Source organism: Nostoc sp. EspVER01 (assembly GCF_034530635.1).
Lineage (GTDB): Bacteria > Cyanobacteriota > Cyanobacteriia > Cyanobacteriales > Nostocaceae > Nostoc.
Genome location: NZ_JAVRCS010000014.1, coordinates 46,340 through 65,517 on the forward strand (window position 1 = coordinate 46,340; position 19,178 = coordinate 65,517).

19 protein-coding genes and 2 pseudogenes are annotated in these 19,178 nt (G+C 41.2%); 13 read left to right on the forward strand and 8 right to left on the reverse strand.

The window, feature by feature from the left end; genetic code table 11:
* Positions 1 to 7 precede the first annotated feature (7 nt).
* From RMX69_RS14515 to RMX69_RS14525, 3 genes are all read right to left on the reverse strand, one after another.
* A complete protein-coding gene (locus tag RMX69_RS14515; protein ID WP_289798905.1) occupies positions 8 to 1,270 on the reverse strand; it encodes an ABC transporter substrate-binding protein in 1,263 nt (420 codons plus the stop codon).
* A 267-nt stretch (positions 1,271 to 1,537) separates the two neighbouring features.
* Complete coding sequence (locus tag RMX69_RS14520) at positions 1,538 to 1,861, reverse strand: DUF6464 family protein (protein ID WP_322637868.1); 324 nt, start codon at positions 1,859 to 1,861, stop codon at positions 1,538 to 1,540.
* Between the two features lie 228 nt (positions 1,862 to 2,089).
* Entirely contained in the window at positions 2,090 to 2,596 is a 507-nt protein-coding gene (locus RMX69_RS14525; protein ID WP_322637869.1) for a hypothetical protein, read from the reverse strand.
* A gap of 271 nt (positions 2,597 to 2,867) precedes the next feature.
* Here RMX69_RS14525 and RMX69_RS14530 point away from each other — a divergent pair, with 271 nt between their 5' ends.
* The gene (locus RMX69_RS14530) at positions 2,868 to 3,338 is read left to right on the forward strand and encodes a GNAT family N-acetyltransferase (RefSeq protein ID WP_409878361.1); all 471 of its coding nucleotides are present in this window, start codon (positions 2,868 to 2,870) and stop codon (positions 3,336 to 3,338) included.
* A 40-nt stretch (positions 3,339 to 3,378) separates the two neighbouring features.
* On the opposite strand, the gene RMX69_RS14535 is transcribed toward RMX69_RS14530, so the two are convergent.
* The 4 genes from RMX69_RS14535 to RMX69_RS14550 form a co-directional block, all read right to left on the reverse strand.
* Complete coding sequence (locus RMX69_RS14535) at positions 3,379 to 3,504, reverse strand: hypothetical protein (RefSeq protein ID WP_322637871.1); 126 nt, start codon at positions 3,502 to 3,504, stop codon at positions 3,379 to 3,381.
* A 12-nt stretch (positions 3,505 to 3,516) separates the two neighbouring features.
* Positions 3,517 to 4,647: a CO2 hydration protein gene (locus tag RMX69_RS14540; RefSeq protein WP_289798911.1), complete on the reverse strand. Its 1,131-nt coding sequence runs from the start codon at positions 4,645 to 4,647 to the stop codon at positions 3,517 to 3,519.
* A gap of 148 nt (positions 4,648 to 4,795) precedes the next feature.
* Positions 4,796 to 6,301, reverse strand: coding sequence for an NADH-quinone oxidoreductase subunit M (locus RMX69_RS14545; RefSeq protein WP_289798912.1), 1,506 nt, complete (start codon positions 6,299 to 6,301; stop codon positions 4,796 to 4,798).
* A 149-nt stretch (positions 6,302 to 6,450) separates the two neighbouring features.
* Complete coding sequence (locus RMX69_RS14550; protein WP_322637872.1) at positions 6,451 to 8,307, reverse strand: NAD(P)H-quinone oxidoreductase subunit F; 1,857 nt, start codon at positions 8,305 to 8,307, stop codon at positions 6,451 to 6,453.
* Between the two features lie 657 nt (positions 8,308 to 8,964).
* Here RMX69_RS14550 and RMX69_RS14555 point away from each other — a divergent pair.
* The 8 genes and pseudogenes from RMX69_RS14555 to RMX69_RS14585 all read left to right on the forward strand — a co-directional run bounded on the left by RMX69_RS14555 (position 8,965) and on the right by RMX69_RS14585 (position 15,060).
* Positions 8,965 to 9,273 (forward strand): carbon dioxide-concentrating mechanism protein CcmK, encoded by a 309-nt coding sequence (locus RMX69_RS14555; protein WP_012410633.1) that lies wholly within the window; start codon positions 8,965 to 8,967, stop codon positions 9,271 to 9,273.
* Between the two features lie 92 nt (positions 9,274 to 9,365).
* Positions 9,366 to 9,710 carry a carbon dioxide-concentrating mechanism protein CcmK gene (locus RMX69_RS14560; RefSeq protein WP_010995041.1) on the forward strand — a complete coding sequence of 115 codons (345 nt, stop codon included), beginning with the start codon at positions 9,366 to 9,368 and terminating at the stop codon, positions 9,708 to 9,710.
* A gap of 6 nt (positions 9,711 to 9,716) precedes the next feature.
* Positions 9,717 to 10,019: a EutN/CcmL family microcompartment protein gene (locus tag RMX69_RS14565; RefSeq protein ID WP_289798913.1), complete on the forward strand. Its 303-nt coding sequence runs from the start codon at positions 9,717 to 9,719 to the stop codon at positions 10,017 to 10,019.
* A gap of 74 nt (positions 10,020 to 10,093) precedes the next feature.
* Positions 10,094 to 11,749, forward strand: a pseudogene (locus RMX69_RS14570) (ribulose bisphosphate carboxylase small subunit); the annotation flags it as partial.
* A gap of 102 nt (positions 11,750 to 11,851) precedes the next feature.
* Positions 11,852 to 12,097: pseudogene (locus RMX69_RS29445) on the forward strand (ribulose bisphosphate carboxylase small subunit); the annotation flags it as partial.
* Between the two features lie 169 nt (positions 12,098 to 12,266).
* Complete coding sequence (locus RMX69_RS14575) at positions 12,267 to 13,040, forward strand: transferase (protein WP_322637874.1); 774 nt, start codon at positions 12,267 to 12,269, stop codon at positions 13,038 to 13,040.
* Positions 13,041 to 13,098: 58 nt separating this feature from the next.
* Positions 13,099 to 13,887, forward strand: a complete 789-nt coding sequence (locus tag RMX69_RS14580) for a BMC domain-containing protein (protein WP_289798916.1) — start codon at positions 13,099 to 13,101, stop codon at positions 13,885 to 13,887.
* 246 nt (positions 13,888 to 14,133) lie between these two features.
* Positions 14,134 to 15,060 carry a LysR family transcriptional regulator gene (locus RMX69_RS14585; RefSeq protein ID WP_289798917.1) on the forward strand — a complete coding sequence of 309 codons (927 nt, stop codon included), beginning with the start codon at positions 14,134 to 14,136 and terminating at the stop codon, positions 15,058 to 15,060.
* Positions 15,061 to 15,420: 360 nt separating this feature from the next.
* Here the strand turns inward: RMX69_RS14585 and RMX69_RS14590 are convergent, their stop codons facing one another.
* On the reverse strand, positions 15,421 to 16,470 hold the full coding sequence (locus RMX69_RS14590) for a polysaccharide pyruvyl transferase family protein (RefSeq protein WP_322637875.1): 1,050 nt from the start codon (positions 16,468 to 16,470) through the stop codon (positions 15,421 to 15,423).
* Positions 16,471 to 16,628: 158 nt separating this feature from the next.
* Here RMX69_RS14590 and RMX69_RS14595 point away from each other — a divergent pair, with 158 nt between their 5' ends.
* The 4 genes from RMX69_RS14595 (at position 16,629) to psb34 (RMX69_RS14610) (ending at position 19,086) form a co-directional block, all read left to right on the forward strand.
* Positions 16,629 to 18,257 carry a mucoidy inhibitor MuiA family protein gene (locus RMX69_RS14595; protein ID WP_322637876.1) on the forward strand — a complete coding sequence of 543 codons (1,629 nt, stop codon included), beginning with the start codon at positions 16,629 to 16,631 and terminating at the stop codon, positions 18,255 to 18,257.
* A 13-nt stretch (positions 18,258 to 18,270) separates the two neighbouring features.
* A complete protein-coding gene (locus RMX69_RS14600; RefSeq protein ID WP_289798920.1) occupies positions 18,271 to 18,402 on the forward strand; it encodes a hypothetical protein in 132 nt (43 codons plus the stop codon).
* A 109-nt stretch (positions 18,403 to 18,511) separates the two neighbouring features.
* Positions 18,512 to 18,682: a photosystem II assembly protein Psb34 gene (gene psb34, locus RMX69_RS14605; protein ID WP_289798921.1), complete on the forward strand. Its 171-nt coding sequence runs from the start codon at positions 18,512 to 18,514 to the stop codon at positions 18,680 to 18,682.
* 233 nt (positions 18,683 to 18,915) lie between these two features.
* Entirely contained in the window at positions 18,916 to 19,086 is a 171-nt protein-coding gene (gene psb34 / locus RMX69_RS14610) for a photosystem II assembly protein Psb34 (protein WP_289798921.1), read from the forward strand.
* The last annotated feature ends 92 nt before the right edge of the window (positions 19,087 to 19,178 follow it).

The following is a 19,178-nucleotide window of genomic DNA, read 5'->3' on the forward strand; positions in this document are numbered from 1 at the left end:
TTAGCAACTATTTTAGAAATGTGAATTTACCTTGACTACCGTCTTTTTCCATTTTAATTTGAGCAACATAAAAATCTTTTTGTACAACTTCACCTGTGGGAGTAAAACCAATTTCACCCAATGGTGTATTGTATGATCCTTCAAGTATTTGTTTGTTTAACTGTGTCCGTAATTCTGGTAGCTGTAGTTTGTTTATTTTGCTCTTTTTATCTAAAGATTGGAGTGCTTCGACATAAACCTGCACTGCTGTAAAAGCTTGAGCGCTAAATTGGGGTGGTTCTTTTTTATATTCTTCAATATAGGCTTTACGAAATGCCGCGTTAATTTCACCTGGATGTTCTGGACTGTAGGCTTGAGCAATCAATACTCCATCACAAAGTGCTTTACAAACTGGCAATAAATTCGATGTATTTAGACCATTTCCACCGACAATTAAGCCTTTATAACCCAGCTCCCGCAATTGCCTAACTAAATTACCACCATCAGCAGCCAAGCCAGAAATAATCACCAAATCTGGTTTGAGATTAATTGCATTGGTCGCTTGACTTTGAAAATCTGTATCACTGGTTTGGAATTTTTGGACTGTTACCAATTCCAGTCCTTGATCCTTAACTGTTTGCTGAAAAATTTCCGTTTCTGACTTGCTAAATGCATCATTTTGGGCATAGAAAACTGCGACTTTTTTCAGTTGGGGATTTTGCTTAAGTGCCGCTTTCACCGAATTAGGTGCAACAACTGAAACTGGTGCCGAAACACGAGCAACGTAATCACCAATTTCGGGAATATTTTTAGCAGTATTTGATGGCCCAATAATTGGTACTTTTGCTCGTTCGCCAATGGGATCGGCACTAAAGGCTTGCTGTGACAAAGTTGGTCCTACAATTCCAACAACTTTATCTCTATTAATTAATGTTTGAAAAGCGTTAATTGCTCCCGCTTCATCACCGCTAGTATCTTGAAAAACTAATTTAATTGGTGTGCCATTAACACCACCTTTACTATTGAAATACTTCTGGGCAAGTTTGGCTCCAGCTACTTGCTCTTGACCCAGTAATGCCACATTGCTAGTTTGGGCAACACCAATACCGATGGGAATACCACCTGATAATGTAGCTGTTGTTGCTGGGGTATTGGTTGCAGTGGTATTTGGGGTAATATTTGGAGTATTAGTGGGAGAATTTGTGACTGTGGTAGTGCCACCACCACAGCCTGTTAGTAGCAAAGCGCAAGTTGATAATAATGCTGTTGTCCGAGCGATCGCGTTGTTCATCGTTAGATAATCATCTAGTTATGAGATATTCGGCAAGAGTTAATAGTAAAGGTTATAATCTGCAAACAAAATAATGCAGATTTACACTTTTGCACGAATTCTATTAAATCATTCTTATTTCACCATGCAAAGAGAAATATTCAAAGTGCTTGTAAATACAAATTATTATAATTAGTAATGATTTTATCATTCCCTGGTTCTAGTGCTATGAATCGCTGGAAAATTATCCGTGTAATTTTAGGTCGGTTAAGTATTGAGTAAGGAATCTTAAGTGCTTTTTTCATTACCAGTTAATTCTCTTGGTTCGTAGTGACGGCAACCGTTACATGGGCCTTCGGGATTGATAGCACAGCGGATATAGCCAGATCGAGCATTAAACTTGCAGCTGATATCGCCAATTAAATAACCCACTCCTTCTAAATAATAGCGATCGCTTTCCACAGGTCTGACGTTGTGCCGTCCCTGTATCACTGGAAAATTCATGGCTGCTTGCCTCATCCGCAAGCGCGATCGCTGGGTTCTACGGATCATCCACAGGGAAAACAGGGACGGTAAAAAACCAACGGCAATCACTAAAAGTGTCTTTAACACCTTCTTTTTACCTCTTCTGTGCGCTGATTGATTGTCCCTGATGTTACACTCTGGTTTTACGGAAGTGCAAATATTAGGGCGGCTTTGTCTCTTTGTCACCAACTATGGTTGCAAAGAAATAATGGCAGTGTAGTATCTAACAATTTTGAAGAATAAGTTCCTTCTGCCACTTCAATCAGCATAACTGTTACAACCTTAAGGGTGAGATGCCGTTGAATGTTGATAATTTTAAGATTTGTTGACTAACACCTTTTTGAACAAGCATTTTGTGTCACCCTCAGCCCCATTCTTGTTTTTTGTCTGTGGCTGCGATGCTAATCTTTTTTTGGTTTGCTGACGAAGTTGCTGTGCTAACTGTGTGGCTTCCCTTTCGGCTCGGAATAAATCAACTCTTCGCGTCGTCAAAATAAATGAGTTATCAGGCTTTCGTTTCACCCAAGGAACGCTAACTGTAAAATACTGACAAATATTTTTGCATGGCTCCTGATTGAGAACTGGGTAGCTTTTTTGAGTATTCAGAGTGTTAGCGATCGCTTTCAACTCGAATATCGCTGCTTCTAACTCTCCTGCCATCCGATTGATACGTTCAACTTGTGCAATCAAACGCTCCCCTTCGCTGATGATTTTTTCCTTTTGGGGTCGGAGTGGCACTATCGCAGTAGTTACAGATTTAGGCTGCAACAACGAAACTTTACGCAAAACGGTCTTTTTGTCAATGTTTTGGATTTTTTGCATACTACCTCAAACAAGGCTAGCTGACTTGTAAGGCATTTTAGCAGCAAATAGTACTTTTGTACTAAAATAATTTACCTTGAACGTCAGCGAATTTCAAAGTCCCTCTCCCAAGCTTGGGAGAGGGATTTAGGGTGAGGGCTTTAGATTCATACCATAAGTCTATTCTGATGAAGCGAGAATAGCGCCGTCAAATATGCTCCACTGTGGAAACATTCACACTCATCAACACTGATAATATTCTTAATTAGAGTTAGCGATCGTTAATTACTTTATGAGAGTAAGAATATACGAAATGCCTGATACCCAACAAATTATGAAATTGTTCTACGACACTATTCATGAGGTGAATATTCATGATTATACAGAAGAACAAGTAGCTGCTTGGGCACCAGCAAACATGGATATTGAAGTTTGGATTAAAAGTTTAGGAAGTAAGTTTACTTATGTAGCAGAAGAACAAGACAAAATTATTGGTTTTGGAGAATTAAAGGCTAATGGTCATATTGACCGTTTCTATTGTCATAAAGATTTTCAAAGGAAAGGTGTTGGTAAGAAAATATTAGAACAGATTGAATTAAAAGCACATTCTTTAGGAGTGGAAAAGTTATTTACCGAAGCCAGTATTACAGCTAAACCTTTTTTTGAGAGTCAGGGATTTATTGTTATCAAAAAGCAAGAGGTAGAGCGTAGAGGGCAAAAGCTGATAAATTTTGTCATGGAAAAACACTTCAACAATTACTAAATTCATCAGATTCAAGCAATTTCAAAAAAGTTGTTTTAGCTTATGCTTTGTAAGCTAGAGCCAGCATCACAGAAGCGGAAATTTCCATACCATTTTCTGTGACATACTTTGAGGATACTTCGATAATTGCTTTTTCAATATTGCCCTGTTGCTCATCGCTTTGCATTGCCAATATTTGTCATTTATTCACATCCAGCAACCGCGAAGTTTGTAACCGACTCATCCACTTCTCTAAATAAACTCGATTGCCTTTTTGCTCATTTGGATCTTTAGTATCTAAAGGATGAGGCATCAGTCCCAAAATCGTTGCTGTCGTCACGCAAAACATCGATTTTTGGAAACTCATACAAATTTGAACTCGCAAATCATCTTCGCCCCGAAGACTGCGACGATAAATTTCGTGCAAATACTCTGGAAGATAATGACGCATATCTTGCATCAACAAGGTAGGAGGAATACCAGCGCCGCCGATGGGTAAAGGATCGGCATACAATGCGCCATATTGAAATCGACTTTGATCTGGGGAGATTTGATAAGCTTGGGCGTTGTATGAAACAGTGCCGTGGAAAGGAGTTCCCCGGAAGAATACTGCTTCTACATAAGGTATTGCTGTATCTGCTAAGAAGGTCAAACCAACACTTTTGGGAATGATTTCATAGACCTTACCTCGAATTTTGACAGCATAGGTAATTGGGTTTGATGCATTTGCTACTAACCCTGATTTAATGTGGTCTACAACTTGGGGAATCGATTTGATTTCGCCTCGGTCGTAGCGGTCTGATAAGTCGAGAAACATATCAGCCATGACTCGCCAGAATTGACCTAAACCAGTGTAGTAAGCAGAGACGCGCAACTGTTCTGTTAAGAAATCTGGAAACAGTTGGTTAATACCCAGAATCAAGGGATTATTTTTAAATTTTGCGGCAATAACGGCTTGCGCTCTTTCTTGAAATTCTGATGTATCTAAATACGTATCTAATCCGCCGCCACCATGCCACATCATGCCTTTCATGCAATATTCGGCATATTCAAAATTAATTCGGTCATGCCACCAGTGACGGAGTAATTTCTGAAAAGAAACCTCTCCATTAAAGTATTTAAAAAATGGGAAAAATACTAAAAACTGATGTTCGGCAATATAGTTAAGATTTTTTGAGTAAGCATCTAAAACTACCCCATAGCTTTTAAGAATACCAACAACTTCCAGGACATTCTCTGGACTATCGGGGACTAATGCATCTCCTTTTTGTAGGCGTTCAATATACTCAGCTAAGGGATTGTGAGTAGCTTTCTTTTTAATAGTTACCATTGCCATCTCTCCAAAAAGTTTAGGGATTGGGGTATTGGGCATTGGGCATTGGGCATTGGGCATTGGGCATTGGGCATTGGGCATTGGGCATTAGGAAAACTTTTCCCCATTCCCCATTCCCCATTTTCCATTCCCCATTCCCTACTCCCTACTTCCCATTCTCCATTGCTTTATCTAAGGACACTGCTACTACTACGTTTTGGGTATTTATCATTGCTGTAATTGTTGGTTCAGTCCAACGCACTAACCAACTAGGTTGAATGCCAAAAATCACAATCAGTACAGCTAAAATTACACCTGGGATGCGATCGCTCCAATACACACGTGGTAAGTTAGTAACTTGTGCAGACAGGCGTCCAAAAAAGGCGCGGTTGACGAGAATTAAGAAGTAAACTGCTGTCAAACCAGTACCAAGCATACATAACAGGGTTTGCACTGGAAAAACTGGAAAACTTCCGCGATAAACTACGAATTCGGAAATAAACCCTAGCATTCCCGGTATACCAGCGCTGGCCATGACTCCGACAATCATCAAGCTACCAATTACTGGCATACCCCGTTCTGGGTTCAGTAATCCTTGAATGATTGCTAAATCACGGCTTCCGGCTTTTTTATACACAACTCCTACCAGCAAAAACAGCATGGCGGAAATCAAGCCGTGGCTAATCATTTGCATCACAGCACCCAATACACTTAAAGGTGTGGCCGCCGCCGCCGCTAAAAGCACGTAACCCATGTGTCCAATGGAGCTGTATGCTACCATTTTCTTCATATCGGTTTGGGCGATCGCACAAGATGAACCATACAGTACACTCACTACTGCCCAAGTCGCCAACCAAGGAGCCACATAAGCCCAAGCTTCTGGTAACAAGTTCATGCCAAAGCGCAGTAAGCCGTAAGTTCCCAACTTCAACAGCACCCCAGCCAATAGCACGGAAATCGGTGTAGAAGCTTCAACGTGAGCATCTGGCAACCAAGTATGGAAGGGAACCAAAGGAATTTTAATTCCAAAACCGATCAAAATTCCTGCTAGCAATAAAAGCTGTGTTCCTAGAGGTAAAGTTGTCGCGTTCAAGGTTGCTAGTGCAAAGTTAGAGGAACCACTCAGCCAAACCATACCGAGGAAACTTGCTAAAAGCAGGATTCCCGAAACGGCTGTATAAATAAGAAATTTAGTCGCAGCATAACCGCGTTTGGCGCCACCCCAAATGGCTATCAACAAATACAGCGGAATCAGTTCCAATTCGTAAAACAGGAAAAATAACAGTAAATCCTGTGCTAGAAAGGCTCCTGTCACCCCAGCGCTTAATAATAGTACCAAAGAGTAATAAAATTTAGGGCGCTGTAGCGATTCATCGCTGCTGTAGATGGCAATGGCAGTTAACAATCCATTTAAAACCAGCAATGGCAAAGATAAACCATCTATCCCAAGGTTATAGTTCAGCCCTAAAGCATCTACCCAAGGGAGAGACTCAGCAAACTGTTGAGTTATTTCCCCTGGATGAAACTGACTTACTAATACGATTGTCCACAAGAAAGCGATAATGGCAAAAACCAAAGCCACTACACGGGCAAATTTACCACTGATGCCAGAGGGGGAGAAACCAATTAAAGCTGCGCCGATTAACGGCACTAGAATTAAAACACTAAGCATAGACTTTAGGTAAGGGGAGCGGGGGAAGCAGGGGAGTATGGGAGCAGCACTTCGGCTACGCTCAGTGAACGAGGAGCAGGGGAGCAGGGGAGCAGGGGGAGAATAATAACTCCTAACTTCTAACTTCTAACTTTTCACTCCTAACTCGCTTAAAAAGGCAATTTATCTAGTAAACCTAATGACCAACTGATGAAAAAACCCAAGACGCTGACAACTGCTAGGATGGTCAACATATAGCCCTGAGATTGCCCAGAAATGCTGTACTTTAAGGTTTGTCCGCCGAAAATGGTCGCAAACCCAACCAAGTTTACGAAACCGTCAACCAAGTAGCGATCGCTCCAAGCAGAGATTTTAGATAGCAGTGCTACTACACTTACCACGGTTACAAGATAAACTCGGTCAATATAAAAATCATAACCTAACAGGTCTTGCAGAAATCTCCACGCCAAGATTCTGGATCTTGACCAAGCTTTGTGCAGATAAACTGTACACCCTACACCTACCCCCACTACGGTAGACCCAAACAAGGCTAACACCACATACCAATTAATACTTTCCCAATCTGGTAGTAAGTACCATTGCTGTAACATCAGAGGTAGAAGCAGAGTCAGCACTGTCAGAAACACCATTGGGAAGGCCATCTGCCAACCAACTTCTGGGGTGCGACGGGTCTTTTGTTGCGGTTTCCCCCAGAAGACTAATCTAAATACTCTTGTCAAATTTAATGCTGTCAAACCATTGACTAATATTAAAACTCCAATTACCCAAGGGCTAATACTCACGAAACCGTCAGCCCACGCTAGCATTGCCCAGAAACTTCCCAAGGGTAGCAGTGTTACCATCCCGGCTGAACCAACTACAAAGGCTGTGGTGGTGGCTGGCATCCGCGACCATAAACCGCCCATTTCTGTTAAGTCTTGGCTTTGGGTAGTCAAGATGACTGAACCTGAACTCATAAATAATAATGCTTTAGCGATCGCATGAGCTAACAGCAACATCAAGGCTACACCCCCTTGCTGTAACCCCACCGCCAAAAACACTAACCCCATGTATGCACTGGTGGAATGAGACAGCGATCGCTTAATGTCAATTTGAGCTATAGATACTAATGTGGCACCAATCGCAGTCACCGTACCCATGACTACCAAAGCATTCAAGGCAATTGGCGACAGCGCTAATAATGGCTGAAATCTATACAGTAAATAAGCACCACCAGCTACCACCAGAGAGTTCCGCATTACCGAGGCGGGGTTGGGCCCTTCCATTGCCTCGTCTAACCACAGGTGTAGTGGAAATTGGGCACATTTACCAGCAGGCCCAGCAATTAGTGCCAAACCTAGCAGCGTCGATGTCATTGGACTTAAATTAGCTGTTTGCGCCCACTCATATAAATCCGAAAAGTTCAAACTTCCGGCTAAGGTAGAAAGTGTCACTACAGCCATCAGTAGCAACAAGTCTCCTACCCGCTTAGTCCAAAACGCATCCCGTGCCGCTGTCACTACTAATGGTTGAGCGTACCAGAAACCTACCAGCAAGTAAGTCGAAAGCGTCAAGACTTCCAAAAGGGCATAGCTGACAAACAAAGAATCACTGATTGCTAGACCACATAGCGCTGCTTCAAAAAATCCCAGTAGCCCAAAAAAACGCGCCAACGACCAGTCCTTTTCCATATAACCCAGAGCGTAAACTTGTGCTAGTAAGCTTAACCCCGTAATTAAAACTGTTGCCCCAATGCTGACTGGCGATAGTTCTAAGGCAAAAGATAAGTCTAAATCTGCTGCTTTGAACCAATTGATTAGTAAGTTTTCTGGTTCTCTATCCCAGATATTTTTAAATACAAACAGGCTATGGATAAAAGCTAAAACGGTCGTCAACAAGTTGAAGTATGCCGCAGGTCTTGGCCCTGTTCGCTGAATTATTCCTATTCCCCACGGCAAGGTCAAAATTGCGCCCAATAAGCTATACAAAGGCACAAACCAACTTGTTGAAAATAGAAATTGCTCCATTTAAATTCCCTTAATTACTCAGCCTTGATTTAAAAAAAAATTCCAACCAATTATTTATTTAATAAAATCAACTTACCAAAATATCGATGTTTCTTTACTATTTTTTTAACTAAACTTCCAGAAGTACTTTTACTTAATGCTACCCTATTAAATATAAGTAAAATATAACTTTACATAAGCAAAAGCATTTACTTGCCTTAACATCACCGACCTTTTTACATTTGTATTTCTACTTTAAGCAGAGTACTTTATACGATATATTTGAAAAAATTATATATGTTTCACTTAGTCCTTGTACACCTAGAAATATTTGAGGAAAGATAGATACAGCAAAACATACAGCCGCCGCTTACCCCTCATCAGATGGGATTAGCCTTGGTTATGAATGTCGTTTTGTAAATGTAATAAAGAAATTATAAAGCATAAGTGCCAGCTCAAGGAATCTGTAAACTTTAATTGCTCAGATGCCTAGATAACTTTTTGTTAAGTTTTTTAAAACTTTCTTATCATAAACTATTATAGTAATTTATATTGCCAGGAACGCCAAGCTTTCCTATGCTTAATTTGGAAGTGTTTTCTTAGCTATAAGATCAGGCTCTCCCCGTCAAAAAATTCAAACGACAGTACAGATTGCATTAATTTTGTAGGAGTTCTGCGATGCCAATTGCAGTTGGAATGATTGAAACGAAGGGCTTTCCAGCAGTGGTGGAAGCTGCTGATGCGATGGTGAAAGCCGCCCGTGTCACCTTAGTAGGGTATGAAAAAATTGGTAGCGCTCGCGTCACCGTGATAGTTCGGGGAGATGTATCGGAAGTGCAAGCTTCTGTAGCAGCTGGGGTTGAAGCGGCCAAAAGAGTCTTTGGTGGTGAAGTATTATCCACTCACATCATTGCTCGTCCTCACGAAAACCTGGAATACGTCTTGCCGATACGTTACACAGAAGCGGTGGAACAATTCCGTACTTAAAAGCTGTTTAAACAAAGTAATTAACGCTCTTTGCCTGAAAAGAGCATCACTTTTGTCCAAGGCTAAAAACTTTGAAATAGGGATTAAAACTAATGTCAATTGCAGTGGGAATGGTTGAAACGCTGGGCTTTCCAGCAGTAGTGGAAGCTGCTGATGCAATGGTGAAAGCTGCCCGCGTCACTTTAGTAGGTTATGAAAAAATTGGTAGTGGTCGAGTGACGGTAATTGTTCGGGGTGACGTTTCGGAAGTGCAAGCTTCTGTGGCCGCAGGAGTTGAATCTGTAAAGCGAGTTAATGGTGGACAAGTGCTGTCTACTCATATCATTGCTCGTCCTCACGAAAACTTGGAATACGTTCTCCCAATTCGTTATACGGAAGACGTAGAGCAGTTCCGGGAAAATGTGAACGCAATTCGTCCTTTTGGTAGAAGACCGTAATTTGTAATGCAAATTGCCAAAGTTCGCGGCACAGTAGTTAGCACCCAAAAAGAGCCAACTCTTAGAGGTGTGAAACTACTATTGTTACAATTAGTAGATGAAAACGGCAATATCCTACCAGAGTATGAAGTAGCAGCAGATATTGTGGGAGCAGGAGTAGATGAGTGGGTACTCATCACTCGTGGTAGTGCCGCTCGTCAAGTTGTTGGCAATGAACAGCGTCCATTGGATGCAGCAGTGGTGGCGATCATAGATACTATTTACGTTGAAGATCGCCTCATTTACAGCAAAAAAGATCAATATCGATAGTCATTGGTCATTAGTCATTAGCTCTCAACAAAGGACAAATGACTAATGGCAGACAATACAGGAGGAATCTCGCGATGGCAGTCCGCAGCACGGCGGCACCCCCAACCCCGTGGTCAAGGAATTTAGCTGAACCCAAAATCCATGAAACAGCTTTTGTACATTCATTCTCCAATCTGATTGGGGATGTACGAATAGGTGCAAATGTAATCGTTGCTCCGGGGACTACGATTAGAGCGGATGAAGGCACACCCTTTTATCTTGGTGAAAACACCAATATTCAAGATGGTGTTGTCATTCATGGGTTGGAGCAAGGCAGAGTAATTGGCGATGACCAAAATAAATACTCAGTATGGATTGGTAAAAACGCTTGTATTACCCACATGGCTCTAATTCACGGGCCAGCTTATGTAGGTGATAATTCCTTCATTGGCTTTCGCTCTACGGTGTTTAATGCCAGGGTGGGTGCAGGTTGCATCGTAATGATGCACGCCTTGATTCAAGATGTAGAGATTCCCTCTGGTAAGTATGTACCTTCGGGAGCGATAATCACCAGCCAGCAGCAAGCCGATCGCTTGCCAGATGTGCAAGATCAGGATAAAGAATTTGCTCATCATGTGGTTGGGATTAATCAGGCATTACGAGCTGGTTATCTCTGTGCTGCGGATAGCAAATGTATAGCACCCATCCGGGATGAGAACGCTAAATCTTATACAGGTAATGGTATTACTGTTTTAGAGTTGGAAAGGAGTAGTGAAGTGTCGAGCAATAGCTTGGGTGCAGAAACAATAGATCAGTTACGGTATCTATTGGGGCAAGGGTATAAAATTGGTACGGAACATGTAGACCAAAGGCGTTTCCGCACAGGTTCTTGGACTAGTTGCCAACCAATCGAACCGAGATCCCTCGGTGAAGCGATCGCAGCATTAGAAAGCTGTCTAAATGACCATAGCGGCGAGTATGTCCGACTGTTTGGGATTGACAAAGATAGACGACGTGTGCTAGAAAGCGTCATCCAACGTCCCGATGATGATGCAAAACCAGCTAGCAGCTTTAAAGCACCGACTGGTCGTAGCAATAGCAGTTACAGCAGTAGTAATGGTAACGGCAACGGTAACGGTTCTAGCAGTGGCAAGGTCAGTGGCGAAACTCTAGAGCAAATCCGCCAACTCTTGGCAGGTGGTTACAAAATTGGCATGGAACACGTAGATGAGCGTCGTTTCCGTACTGGTTCCTGGACTAGTTGTAAGCCAATTGATGCAACTTCCACAAATCAAGTCATCTCCGCTTTGGAAGAATGCATAGCAAGCCATCAAGGTGAGTATGTACGTTTAATCGGTATTGACACCAAAGCCAAACGGCGAGTATTAGAGACTATTATCCAACGTCCAAATGGTCAAGTAGCTTCCTCTGGTGGTCAGAAATCATTTACTACTAATGCAGCACCCTCTGGTACGGGAACAGCTAGCAGTAACCGCTTGAGTAGTGAAGTAATAGACCAACTCCGGCATTTATTGGCTGGCGGATCGAAAATTAGCCTTGAACACGTAGATGAGCGCCGCTTCCGTACAGGTTCTTGGACTAGTACCGGTCAAATTCAAGCCTCTTCAGAAAGAGAAGCGATCGCAGCCGTAGAAGGACAACTCGGCGAATATCCAGGGGAATATGTACGTTTAATTGGTATTGACCCTAAAGCTAAACGGCGGGTATTAGAGACGATTATCCAACGTCCAAATGGTCAAGCAGCCTCCTCTGGCAGTCAGAAATCATTTACTACTACTAGTGCAGCACCCTCTGCAACAGCAACAGCAACAGCTACCCGCTTGAGTAGTGAAGTAGTAGACCAACTCCGGCAATTATTGGCTAGCGGCTCAAAAATTAGCATTGAACACGTAGATCAACGGCGATTCCGTACAGGTTCCTGGACTAGTACCGGTCAAATTCAAGCCTCCTCAGAAAGAGAAGCGATCGCAGCCGTAGAAAGACAACTCGGCGAATATCAAGGAGAATATGTGCGCTTAATTGGTATTGACCCCAAAGCCAAGCGTCGCGTATTGGAAACGATTATTCAACGACCTTAAGGAGTTAGGAAGTTAGGAGTTGGGAGTTAGGAGTTAGGAGTTAAAAAAAATTGTTAATTCATAACTCTAAACTTAAAATTTATAACTCCCCACTTTTAACTAACTCCTAACTCCTCACTTTTAACTTCTAACTCTCTATCTTCTTCCGGCTTCCGAGGTTAAAATTTCCATGTCTGTGCCGCTACTGCGCCTCAGCAATAACTTTGATAATTATATTAGTGGTGAGGTGACTATTCATCCAAGCGCGGTACTTGCACCTGGGGTAATCCTCCAAGCGGCTGTAAACAGCAAGATCGTCATTGGTCCAGGGGTCTGTATTGGCATGGGAGCAATTCTCCAAGTCCATGAAGGCACTCTAGAAGTAGAAGCAGGTGCAAACCTGGGAGCCGGTTTTTTGATGATTGGCAAAGGCAAAATTGGCGCAAATGCTTGCATTGGTTCTGCGACAACAGTTTTTAACTATTCGGTTGAACCTGGGCAAGTAGTACCGCCTGGTTCAATTTTAGGAGATACCAGTCGGCAGATTGAGCCAACAAAACAGCTGGAAACATCTACAAATAACCCAACTTCTACTACCAATACACCACCACTGAAGGAAGAGGAAAATAGCTCAGGTGGAGTTAAGGAAAAAGTAGTTTCCTCAACTAACTTCTCAGCTTCGGCTTTTGTCGATTTTAAACAAAACAAGTCGATCTCTTATTTTAAATCTCCCGCAACTCCAGAAAGTCAGCCACCTCCTGTGGAGGAACCGATCAATTATGCTGACTCCAAAGTGGAGTCAGCCAAACCGTCAACAGAACATAACTTAGACCCCAATCAGCCAACCACAGAATCCCCTAACGGTTTTGGGACTCAAATTTATGGACAAGGGAGCATAAGCAGACTGTTGACTACACTGTTTCCTCATAGACAATCCTTGAGCGACCCAAACTCTGACGATTAGTCAGAGTAAGTGTTAATTGTAAGGTGTCGGCTTTTTCCGTATTTTGGAGAATTCATCAATGGAAACATACAATCAACGGTCTATTCGCACTATCCAAGGAGCGAGTAGTCAAGAAACCTTTCAAGATACTGCTTTGGGTTTAGTTTCTACCCGCAGCTTTCCGGCGATCGTTGGGACGGCGGATATGATGCTGAAATCAGCGGGAGTTCACCTAGTTGGGTATGAAAAAATTGGTGGTGGTTATTGTACTGCGATCGTCCGTGGTGGAATTGCTGACGTGCGTCTAGCGGTAGAATCTGGTGTACAAACAGCTGAACAGTTTGGTCAGTTGGTTTCTAGTTTGGTGATTCCCCGACCTTATCCCAACCTAGATATAGTGCTTCCCATTACAACTCGTTTCACTAAATTAATGCAAGAGGGCAATTCCAGCCGCCTGAGTAACCAAGCAATTGGTTTGGTCGAAACGCGAGGATTTCCCGCGATGGTAGGAGCATGTGATGCCATGCTCAAAGCTGCTGATGTTCATTTAGCAGCTTATGAAAAAATTGGTGGGGGTTTGTGTACAGCAATTATTCGGGGTTCCGTAGCCAATGTGGCGGTAGCAGTAGAAGCGGGAATGTTTGAAGCAGAACGCATTGGAGAATTAAATGCAGTGATGGTAATTCCTCGACCGCTGGATGAAATGGAGTTAACTTTGCCATTGGCAAGCTGCTGGATAGAAGAACGCGAACCGTTAAACTTGCCAGTGAATATCAAAGAACAAGTTGCGGAAATCGAGGTACTAAGATTACCAGACTTAACCAAGTTACCGACAAAAGTTCAAGAAGAATTATGGAATGATGAATGATGATAGATGAATTTTGTCAAATCATCATTCAGCATTCATCGTTTAGATGGAAGGCATCTTACGCTTTAGCTGTTCTGATAATAGCTTCTTATAACCATAAGTAAAATACCTTTATTTTAATAAAAACAGTAGAGTTTTATCTATGGATAGAACTCGTAACTTTCTGTGAGCATCACTATATCATTTGCCAGTGTTCAGCAATACTAGTTTTATATCTATTAATCGCTATATACAGGAGAATCACCCTTGAACCAAGCGACGCTGCACCAGTTAAAGGTGTTCGAGGCGGCGGCACGGCACAGTAGCTTTACTCGTGCTGCTGAGGAATTGTTTCTCACCCAACCTACCGTTTCTATGCAGATCAAGCAACTAACAAAATCGGTAGGGTTGCCATTATTTGAGCAAGTAGGGAAGCGGTTGTATCTGACGGAAGCCGGACGGGAATTATTTGCCACTTGTCGGCAGATTTTTCACAATATAGCCCAGTACGAAATGAAGGTGGCAGATTTAAAAGGGCTAAAACAGGGACAATTACGTTTGGCAGTGATCACAACAGCTAAATATTTTATCCCACGTTTGTTAGGGCCATTTTGCGAACTTTATCCAGGGATTGATATCTCGCTACAAGTCACAAATCACGAACAAATTTTGGAACGGATGAGTCAAAATTTGGATGACTTATATATTATGAGTCAAATTCCAGACAATATCGATGTGACTTGTGAACCATTTCTAGAAAATCCTTTGATAGTCTTTGCGCCGACTAATCATCCTTTATCCAAAGAAAAAAATATTCCTATAGAACGCCTGTCTAACGAACCTTTTATTATGCGGGAACCAGGTTCAGGAACTCGTCGTGCCGTCCAAAAGCTCTTTGAAGAACAAGCAGTGACGGTAAAAGTCAAGTTAGAATTGGGAAGTAACGAAGCAATTAAACAAGCGATCGCAGGTGGTTTAGGAATTTCTGTTTTATCTCGTCATACCTTACTATCAGACGGTTCAGAGTTCAGCATTTTAGACGTGCAACACTTCCCCATTCAGCGGCATTGGTACATGGTTTACCCATCTGGCAAGCAGCTATCTATCGTCGCTCGTGCCTATTATGAGTATCTACTAGCTGCGGCAAAAAATATTGTTGACCAAAAAGCTGATACTACTTTTAATACTCTTTAATCTGATAAGGTAAGCGTTCAGGGAGGATACGAATTTAAGAGGGTTTGAGCGACTAAGTATCTAGGAATAAATAAATTTATTGTTTGTAGTAAGGACTTTAGTCCTGATAATCCTTGCTCTGAGCGATAAATCGCTCACTACAAACTAGAAGTTTATTTTATATTTCATCATGTCTACCTACTTATCAAGCCCTAGAGTAGGAGGAAACAAGCCTAACTCATCTCACTAATTTGCCTGTAACTCTTATTTTCTCGTTATCTCCGTGAACAGTTACCTTATTTACCTTCAAGTGAAGAACTGGCGTGCTGATATAACTCTATATTTAATGGTAAGTTTTTTCTTAGAGAAAATTTATGCCTTTTAAATATTAAAAAGTTTTTCTAAACCTTCCTTAGATGTCTTAGACTCGTTAAAAATAAATTCCTCTGGTCTTTTATATGTTTGAAAAATATTCATAATCCGGTCTAGAGATAATGGCTCCATAAAATCTGCTATCCTTTCGTTAGTTAGCATTTCGGTTTTATTAATGTAGTTACTAATCTTTGAAGGATGATTACCAATTCCAATATTAGGAACCCCTAATATGTCAGCAAGTATTATAGAGTGCAGACGATTTCCCAAGTGAAAATCCATTTTGCTAAGGATTTCAATAAACTCCTCTGGTTTGTTCCATGAATGAATTACACAATTTTGTTCGGGTAAATACTTTTTCAGGAATTTATGAAAGTTATTGTCGTTTTTCTGATCTCCTATATGTGCTGGCAGTAAATGAATGACTGAATTAAACTTCTCAATCAATGGCATTAACTGTTCTGCATAAAACTTGCCTCTACCTTCGCCCCACCAATATGTTCCAGAAAAAGATATATTATTTATATTATTGGATATTGTTTTTTTCTTTAGATACTTTTCATAAAAATTTAAATTTAAAAATGCTAGATCACCACCCATACAAAAGTGTTTATTGTATTTAATTTTTTGTTGGACTACTTGATACGAATCTTTGTCTCTAACATATAAGAAATCTGCATTTTTATATATCTGCGTTACGTTATCTTCTGCTTTAACACCTTCTAAACCTACGCCTATAAAGCAAAAACGCTTACCCATTAATTTTGATAACAATTGAAGTCTGACTAAATATTTAGGCTTAATGCTGAGGTTTAAGCTACCTCCTCCCCAAACAATATAGTCACTTTTTAAAATTAACCAAAGCCTGTGTAATCTAGTTAATTTATGAATGCTAAAAATTTGGATTTTACTGTCTGAATTATCATAATAATTATTTTGACACATCACGAATACTTGTTCTACAACTTCTTGGGCTTTCCAAAAAGTTGTTAATTGCTTTACAAATATATCATCACCTACATTACCCTCACCATAATAACCGATAAGGAAAATATTCATATTGATACAATTTTAAAGGTTAGTAATTTATTATGACATTGCATTAGTCAAGCAAAATTAAAAATTTAAATTTTTAATGACCTAAAGGGGTTGACGGTTAGACCGAGAAGCATTGACAATTAACCAGCAGAGTTATTATAAATGGGGGAAAACTGGCAGTGGTTAACCCGGAAATACCGTCTTGGCGCAAAACAGTACAAAGCGAGATTGTAGCTGTTACCGTGTATACTGACAGAGCATTGGTTACACGGCGAGGTGTAGTTGATTTAACAGGAATTGAACAGGAATTAGTAATTACCCCAGTGCCAATAACTCTAGAAACTGAGTCTGTCAGGGTTAGCGGTACAGGTACGGTAGGGGTACGCTTGGTAGGAATTAGTAGCGATCGCATCTACACTACTGAACCTGTAGCGGAGCGAGTAGCACATTTGACTAGGCAAATTCAGCAATTAGAAGCAGAAAAACGCCACCTCCAAGCTCAGGTGGATGCTTTAGCCTTGCAATCTAGTTTTATTGCAGGCTTACGTGAAAAAACAGAAGAACCCTTTTCACAGAGTTTGTCTCGGAAAAATCTCAGCCTCAGTGAAACTTTGGATTTCCTCAACTTTCTTGGAAGCCAGTATAGTGAATATGCGATCGCATCTGGAGAGTGCAAAACTCAACAGCAGGAGTTAGACAAACAACTGCAAGCACTCTACACCTCATTGCAAATAATCCAAACACCCCATCCCAAAGAAAGTTTTAGCTTACTTGTAGCAGTTGAAGTCGCGGGTGAAGGCAAATTTGAATTAGAGGTGTCTTACATCGTAAATCGCGCTAGCTGGAATCCGCTTTATGACTTACGGTTTAGCACTACCAGCGATATTGTCCATCTGAGTTACCTTGCAGAAATCACTCAAAGCACTGGCGAAGATTGGATTGGTGCAAATCTCACCCTTTCTACTGCTAAACCAGGATTAGGTACACTTCCACCTAAACTTGAACCTTGGTATATTGATGCGCCACGTCCCCAAATGTTACGACGATCTCGACTAGCTGCCCAGCCACCACTGCTGCCTAGTATACCAGAACCACCTGCTGCTGCCAGAGCGGATTGGGAAGAACAAGACGAAGTTACACAGGATAGTCTTATCCCAGCAGAAACCGTTACAGCAGAAGTATCCAAAGAAGGTAGTGTAGTTACCTTTAAACTGAATGGTGGTGGTAACATTCCCAGCGATGGCGCACCTCATAAAACTACGATTTTCAATGATGATTATCCTTGTAGCTTCGATTATGTGGCAATGCCGCGCTTGGTAAGTTTTGCTTATCTACAAGCTAATGTGAAAAATAATCCCAGCGGTGCGACTTTGTTAGCAGGTAAAGCAAATATTTTCCGCGATAACGTTTTTGTGGGCACTACTGGGTTGGAGAATATTGCACCAGGACAAGAATTCAAACTGAACTTAGGAATTGACGAAGGTTTAAAAATTGAGCGCGATTTAGTTGAACGTCTGGTAGATAAAAGATTAATTAGCAACCAGCGCCGGATTACTTATAGTTATCGGTTGATTGTTACTAACTTGCTAGAGAAAGAAGTAAATCTAAAATTAAGCGAACAATTGCCAGTTAGCCGCAACGAGCAAATTAAAGTACGCCTCAGTCGCAGCAACCCACAAATTCAACTCGGTGAAATGGGAATTTTAGAATGGCTGCTAACTCTTTCACCTCAAGAGCGACGAGATATATATTACCAGTTTAATGTTGAATATCCACCCGACTTAATGGTAGTTGGGTTAGAAATTTAGGGAATCCCAAAAATTGAAGCAGGCAGAAAGAGCAATCAGCTATAGGATTTGGTCGCTCTTGATTTGGAGCCAGCAGCGACGAGTTAAGAGACATCCGGTGTTGGCAGACTCGAATCACTTTGCCAGAGTCCGCGATCGCAGATAAGTTAGCTTTATATCTACCATCAGTCTTATTTTGTCAAGTCTTATTGACGATTTGTAACAAAACTGTTATATTTAGTTACATAAGATAACAAAACAAAAAAAAGAAAACTATGTATACCACCACTAACGAAGACGGCATTCTCAACAATTACGCAGCAGAACCCAAGATGTACTACGCTGAGTACCCAGCAATTTGGGAACAACGTAAATACGTTTTACAGGGTCTTTTTGCGACTTTAATCGTCACCGCTTTAGTTTTGGTTGGTTTGAGTGTTAGCTAAGATTGTTTGATTTCAGTATCGCTGTATCTCATCGTCATTCATACTTCTCTCTGTAACCCCGGTTAGTTTCGCCGGGGTTTTTTGTGTTTTACGTATCCCAAACGGCAGTAGTATGCTGATAAGTCAGTTTTATAGTTACTATTAGTATTTTTTTGTCAAGTCATGTTGACAGTTTGCAACAAAATTGTTATATTTATTTACATAAGATAACAAAACAAAGAAAAGAAAAAACTATGTACACCACCACTAACGAAGACGGCATTCTCAACAACTACGCAGCAGAACCCAAGATGTACTACGCTGAGTACCCAGCAATTTGGGAACAACGTAAATACGTTTTACAGGGTCTTTTTGCGACTTTAATCGTCACCGCTTTAGTTTTGGTTGGTTTGAGTGTTAGCTAAGATTTTTTGATTTAGGTATCGCTGTATCTCATCGTTAATCTCACTTCTCGACTTTACCTCGGCTAAATTAGCCGGGGTTTTTTGTGTTTTAT

Bases quoted from the DNA above. Each gene is read 5' to 3' on its own strand.
- RMX69_RS14515 (WP_289798905.1), bottom strand. From the start codon at position 1,270: ATGAACAACGCGATCGCTCGGACAACAGCATTATTATCAACTTGCGCT.
- RMX69_RS14525 (WP_322637869.1), bottom strand. From the start codon at position 2,596: ATGCAAAAAATCCAAAACATTGACAAAAAGACCGTTTTGCGTAAAGTT.
- RMX69_RS14530 (WP_409878361.1), top strand. From the start codon at position 2,868: ATGAGAGTAAGAATATACGAAATGCCTGATACCCAACAAATTATGAAA.
- RMX69_RS14535 (WP_322637871.1), bottom strand. From the start codon at position 3,504: ATGCAAAGCGATGAGCAACAGGGCAATATTGAAAAAGCAATTATCGAA.
- RMX69_RS14540 (WP_289798911.1), bottom strand. From the start codon at position 4,647: ATGGTAACTATTAAAAAGAAAGCTACTCACAATCCCTTAGCTGAGTAT.
- RMX69_RS14545 (WP_289798912.1), bottom strand. From the start codon at position 6,301: ATGCTTAGTGTTTTAATTCTAGTGCCGTTAATCGGCGCAGCTTTAATT.
- RMX69_RS14550 (WP_322637872.1), bottom strand. From the start codon at position 8,307: ATGGAGCAATTTCTATTTTCAACAAGTTGGTTTGTGCCTTTGTATAGC.
- RMX69_RS14555 (WP_012410633.1), top strand. From the start codon at position 8,965: ATGCCAATTGCAGTTGGAATGATTGAAACGAAGGGCTTTCCAGCAGTG.
- RMX69_RS14560 (WP_010995041.1), top strand. From the start codon at position 9,366: ATGTCAATTGCAGTGGGAATGGTTGAAACGCTGGGCTTTCCAGCAGTA.
- RMX69_RS14565 (WP_289798913.1), top strand. From the start codon at position 9,717: ATGCAAATTGCCAAAGTTCGCGGCACAGTAGTTAGCACCCAAAAAGAG.
- RMX69_RS14575 (WP_322637874.1), top strand. From the start codon at position 12,267: ATGTCTGTGCCGCTACTGCGCCTCAGCAATAACTTTGATAATTATATT.
- RMX69_RS14580 (WP_289798916.1), top strand. From the start codon at position 13,099: ATGGAAACATACAATCAACGGTCTATTCGCACTATCCAAGGAGCGAGT.
- RMX69_RS14590 (WP_322637875.1), bottom strand. From the start codon at position 16,470: ATGAATATTTTCCTTATCGGTTATTATGGTGAGGGTAATGTAGGTGAT.
- psb34 (WP_289798921.1), top strand. From the start codon at position 18,512: ATGTATACCACCACTAACGAAGACGGCATTCTCAACAATTACGCAGCA.
- psb34 (WP_289798921.1), top strand. From the start codon at position 18,916: ATGTACACCACCACTAACGAAGACGGCATTCTCAACAACTACGCAGCA.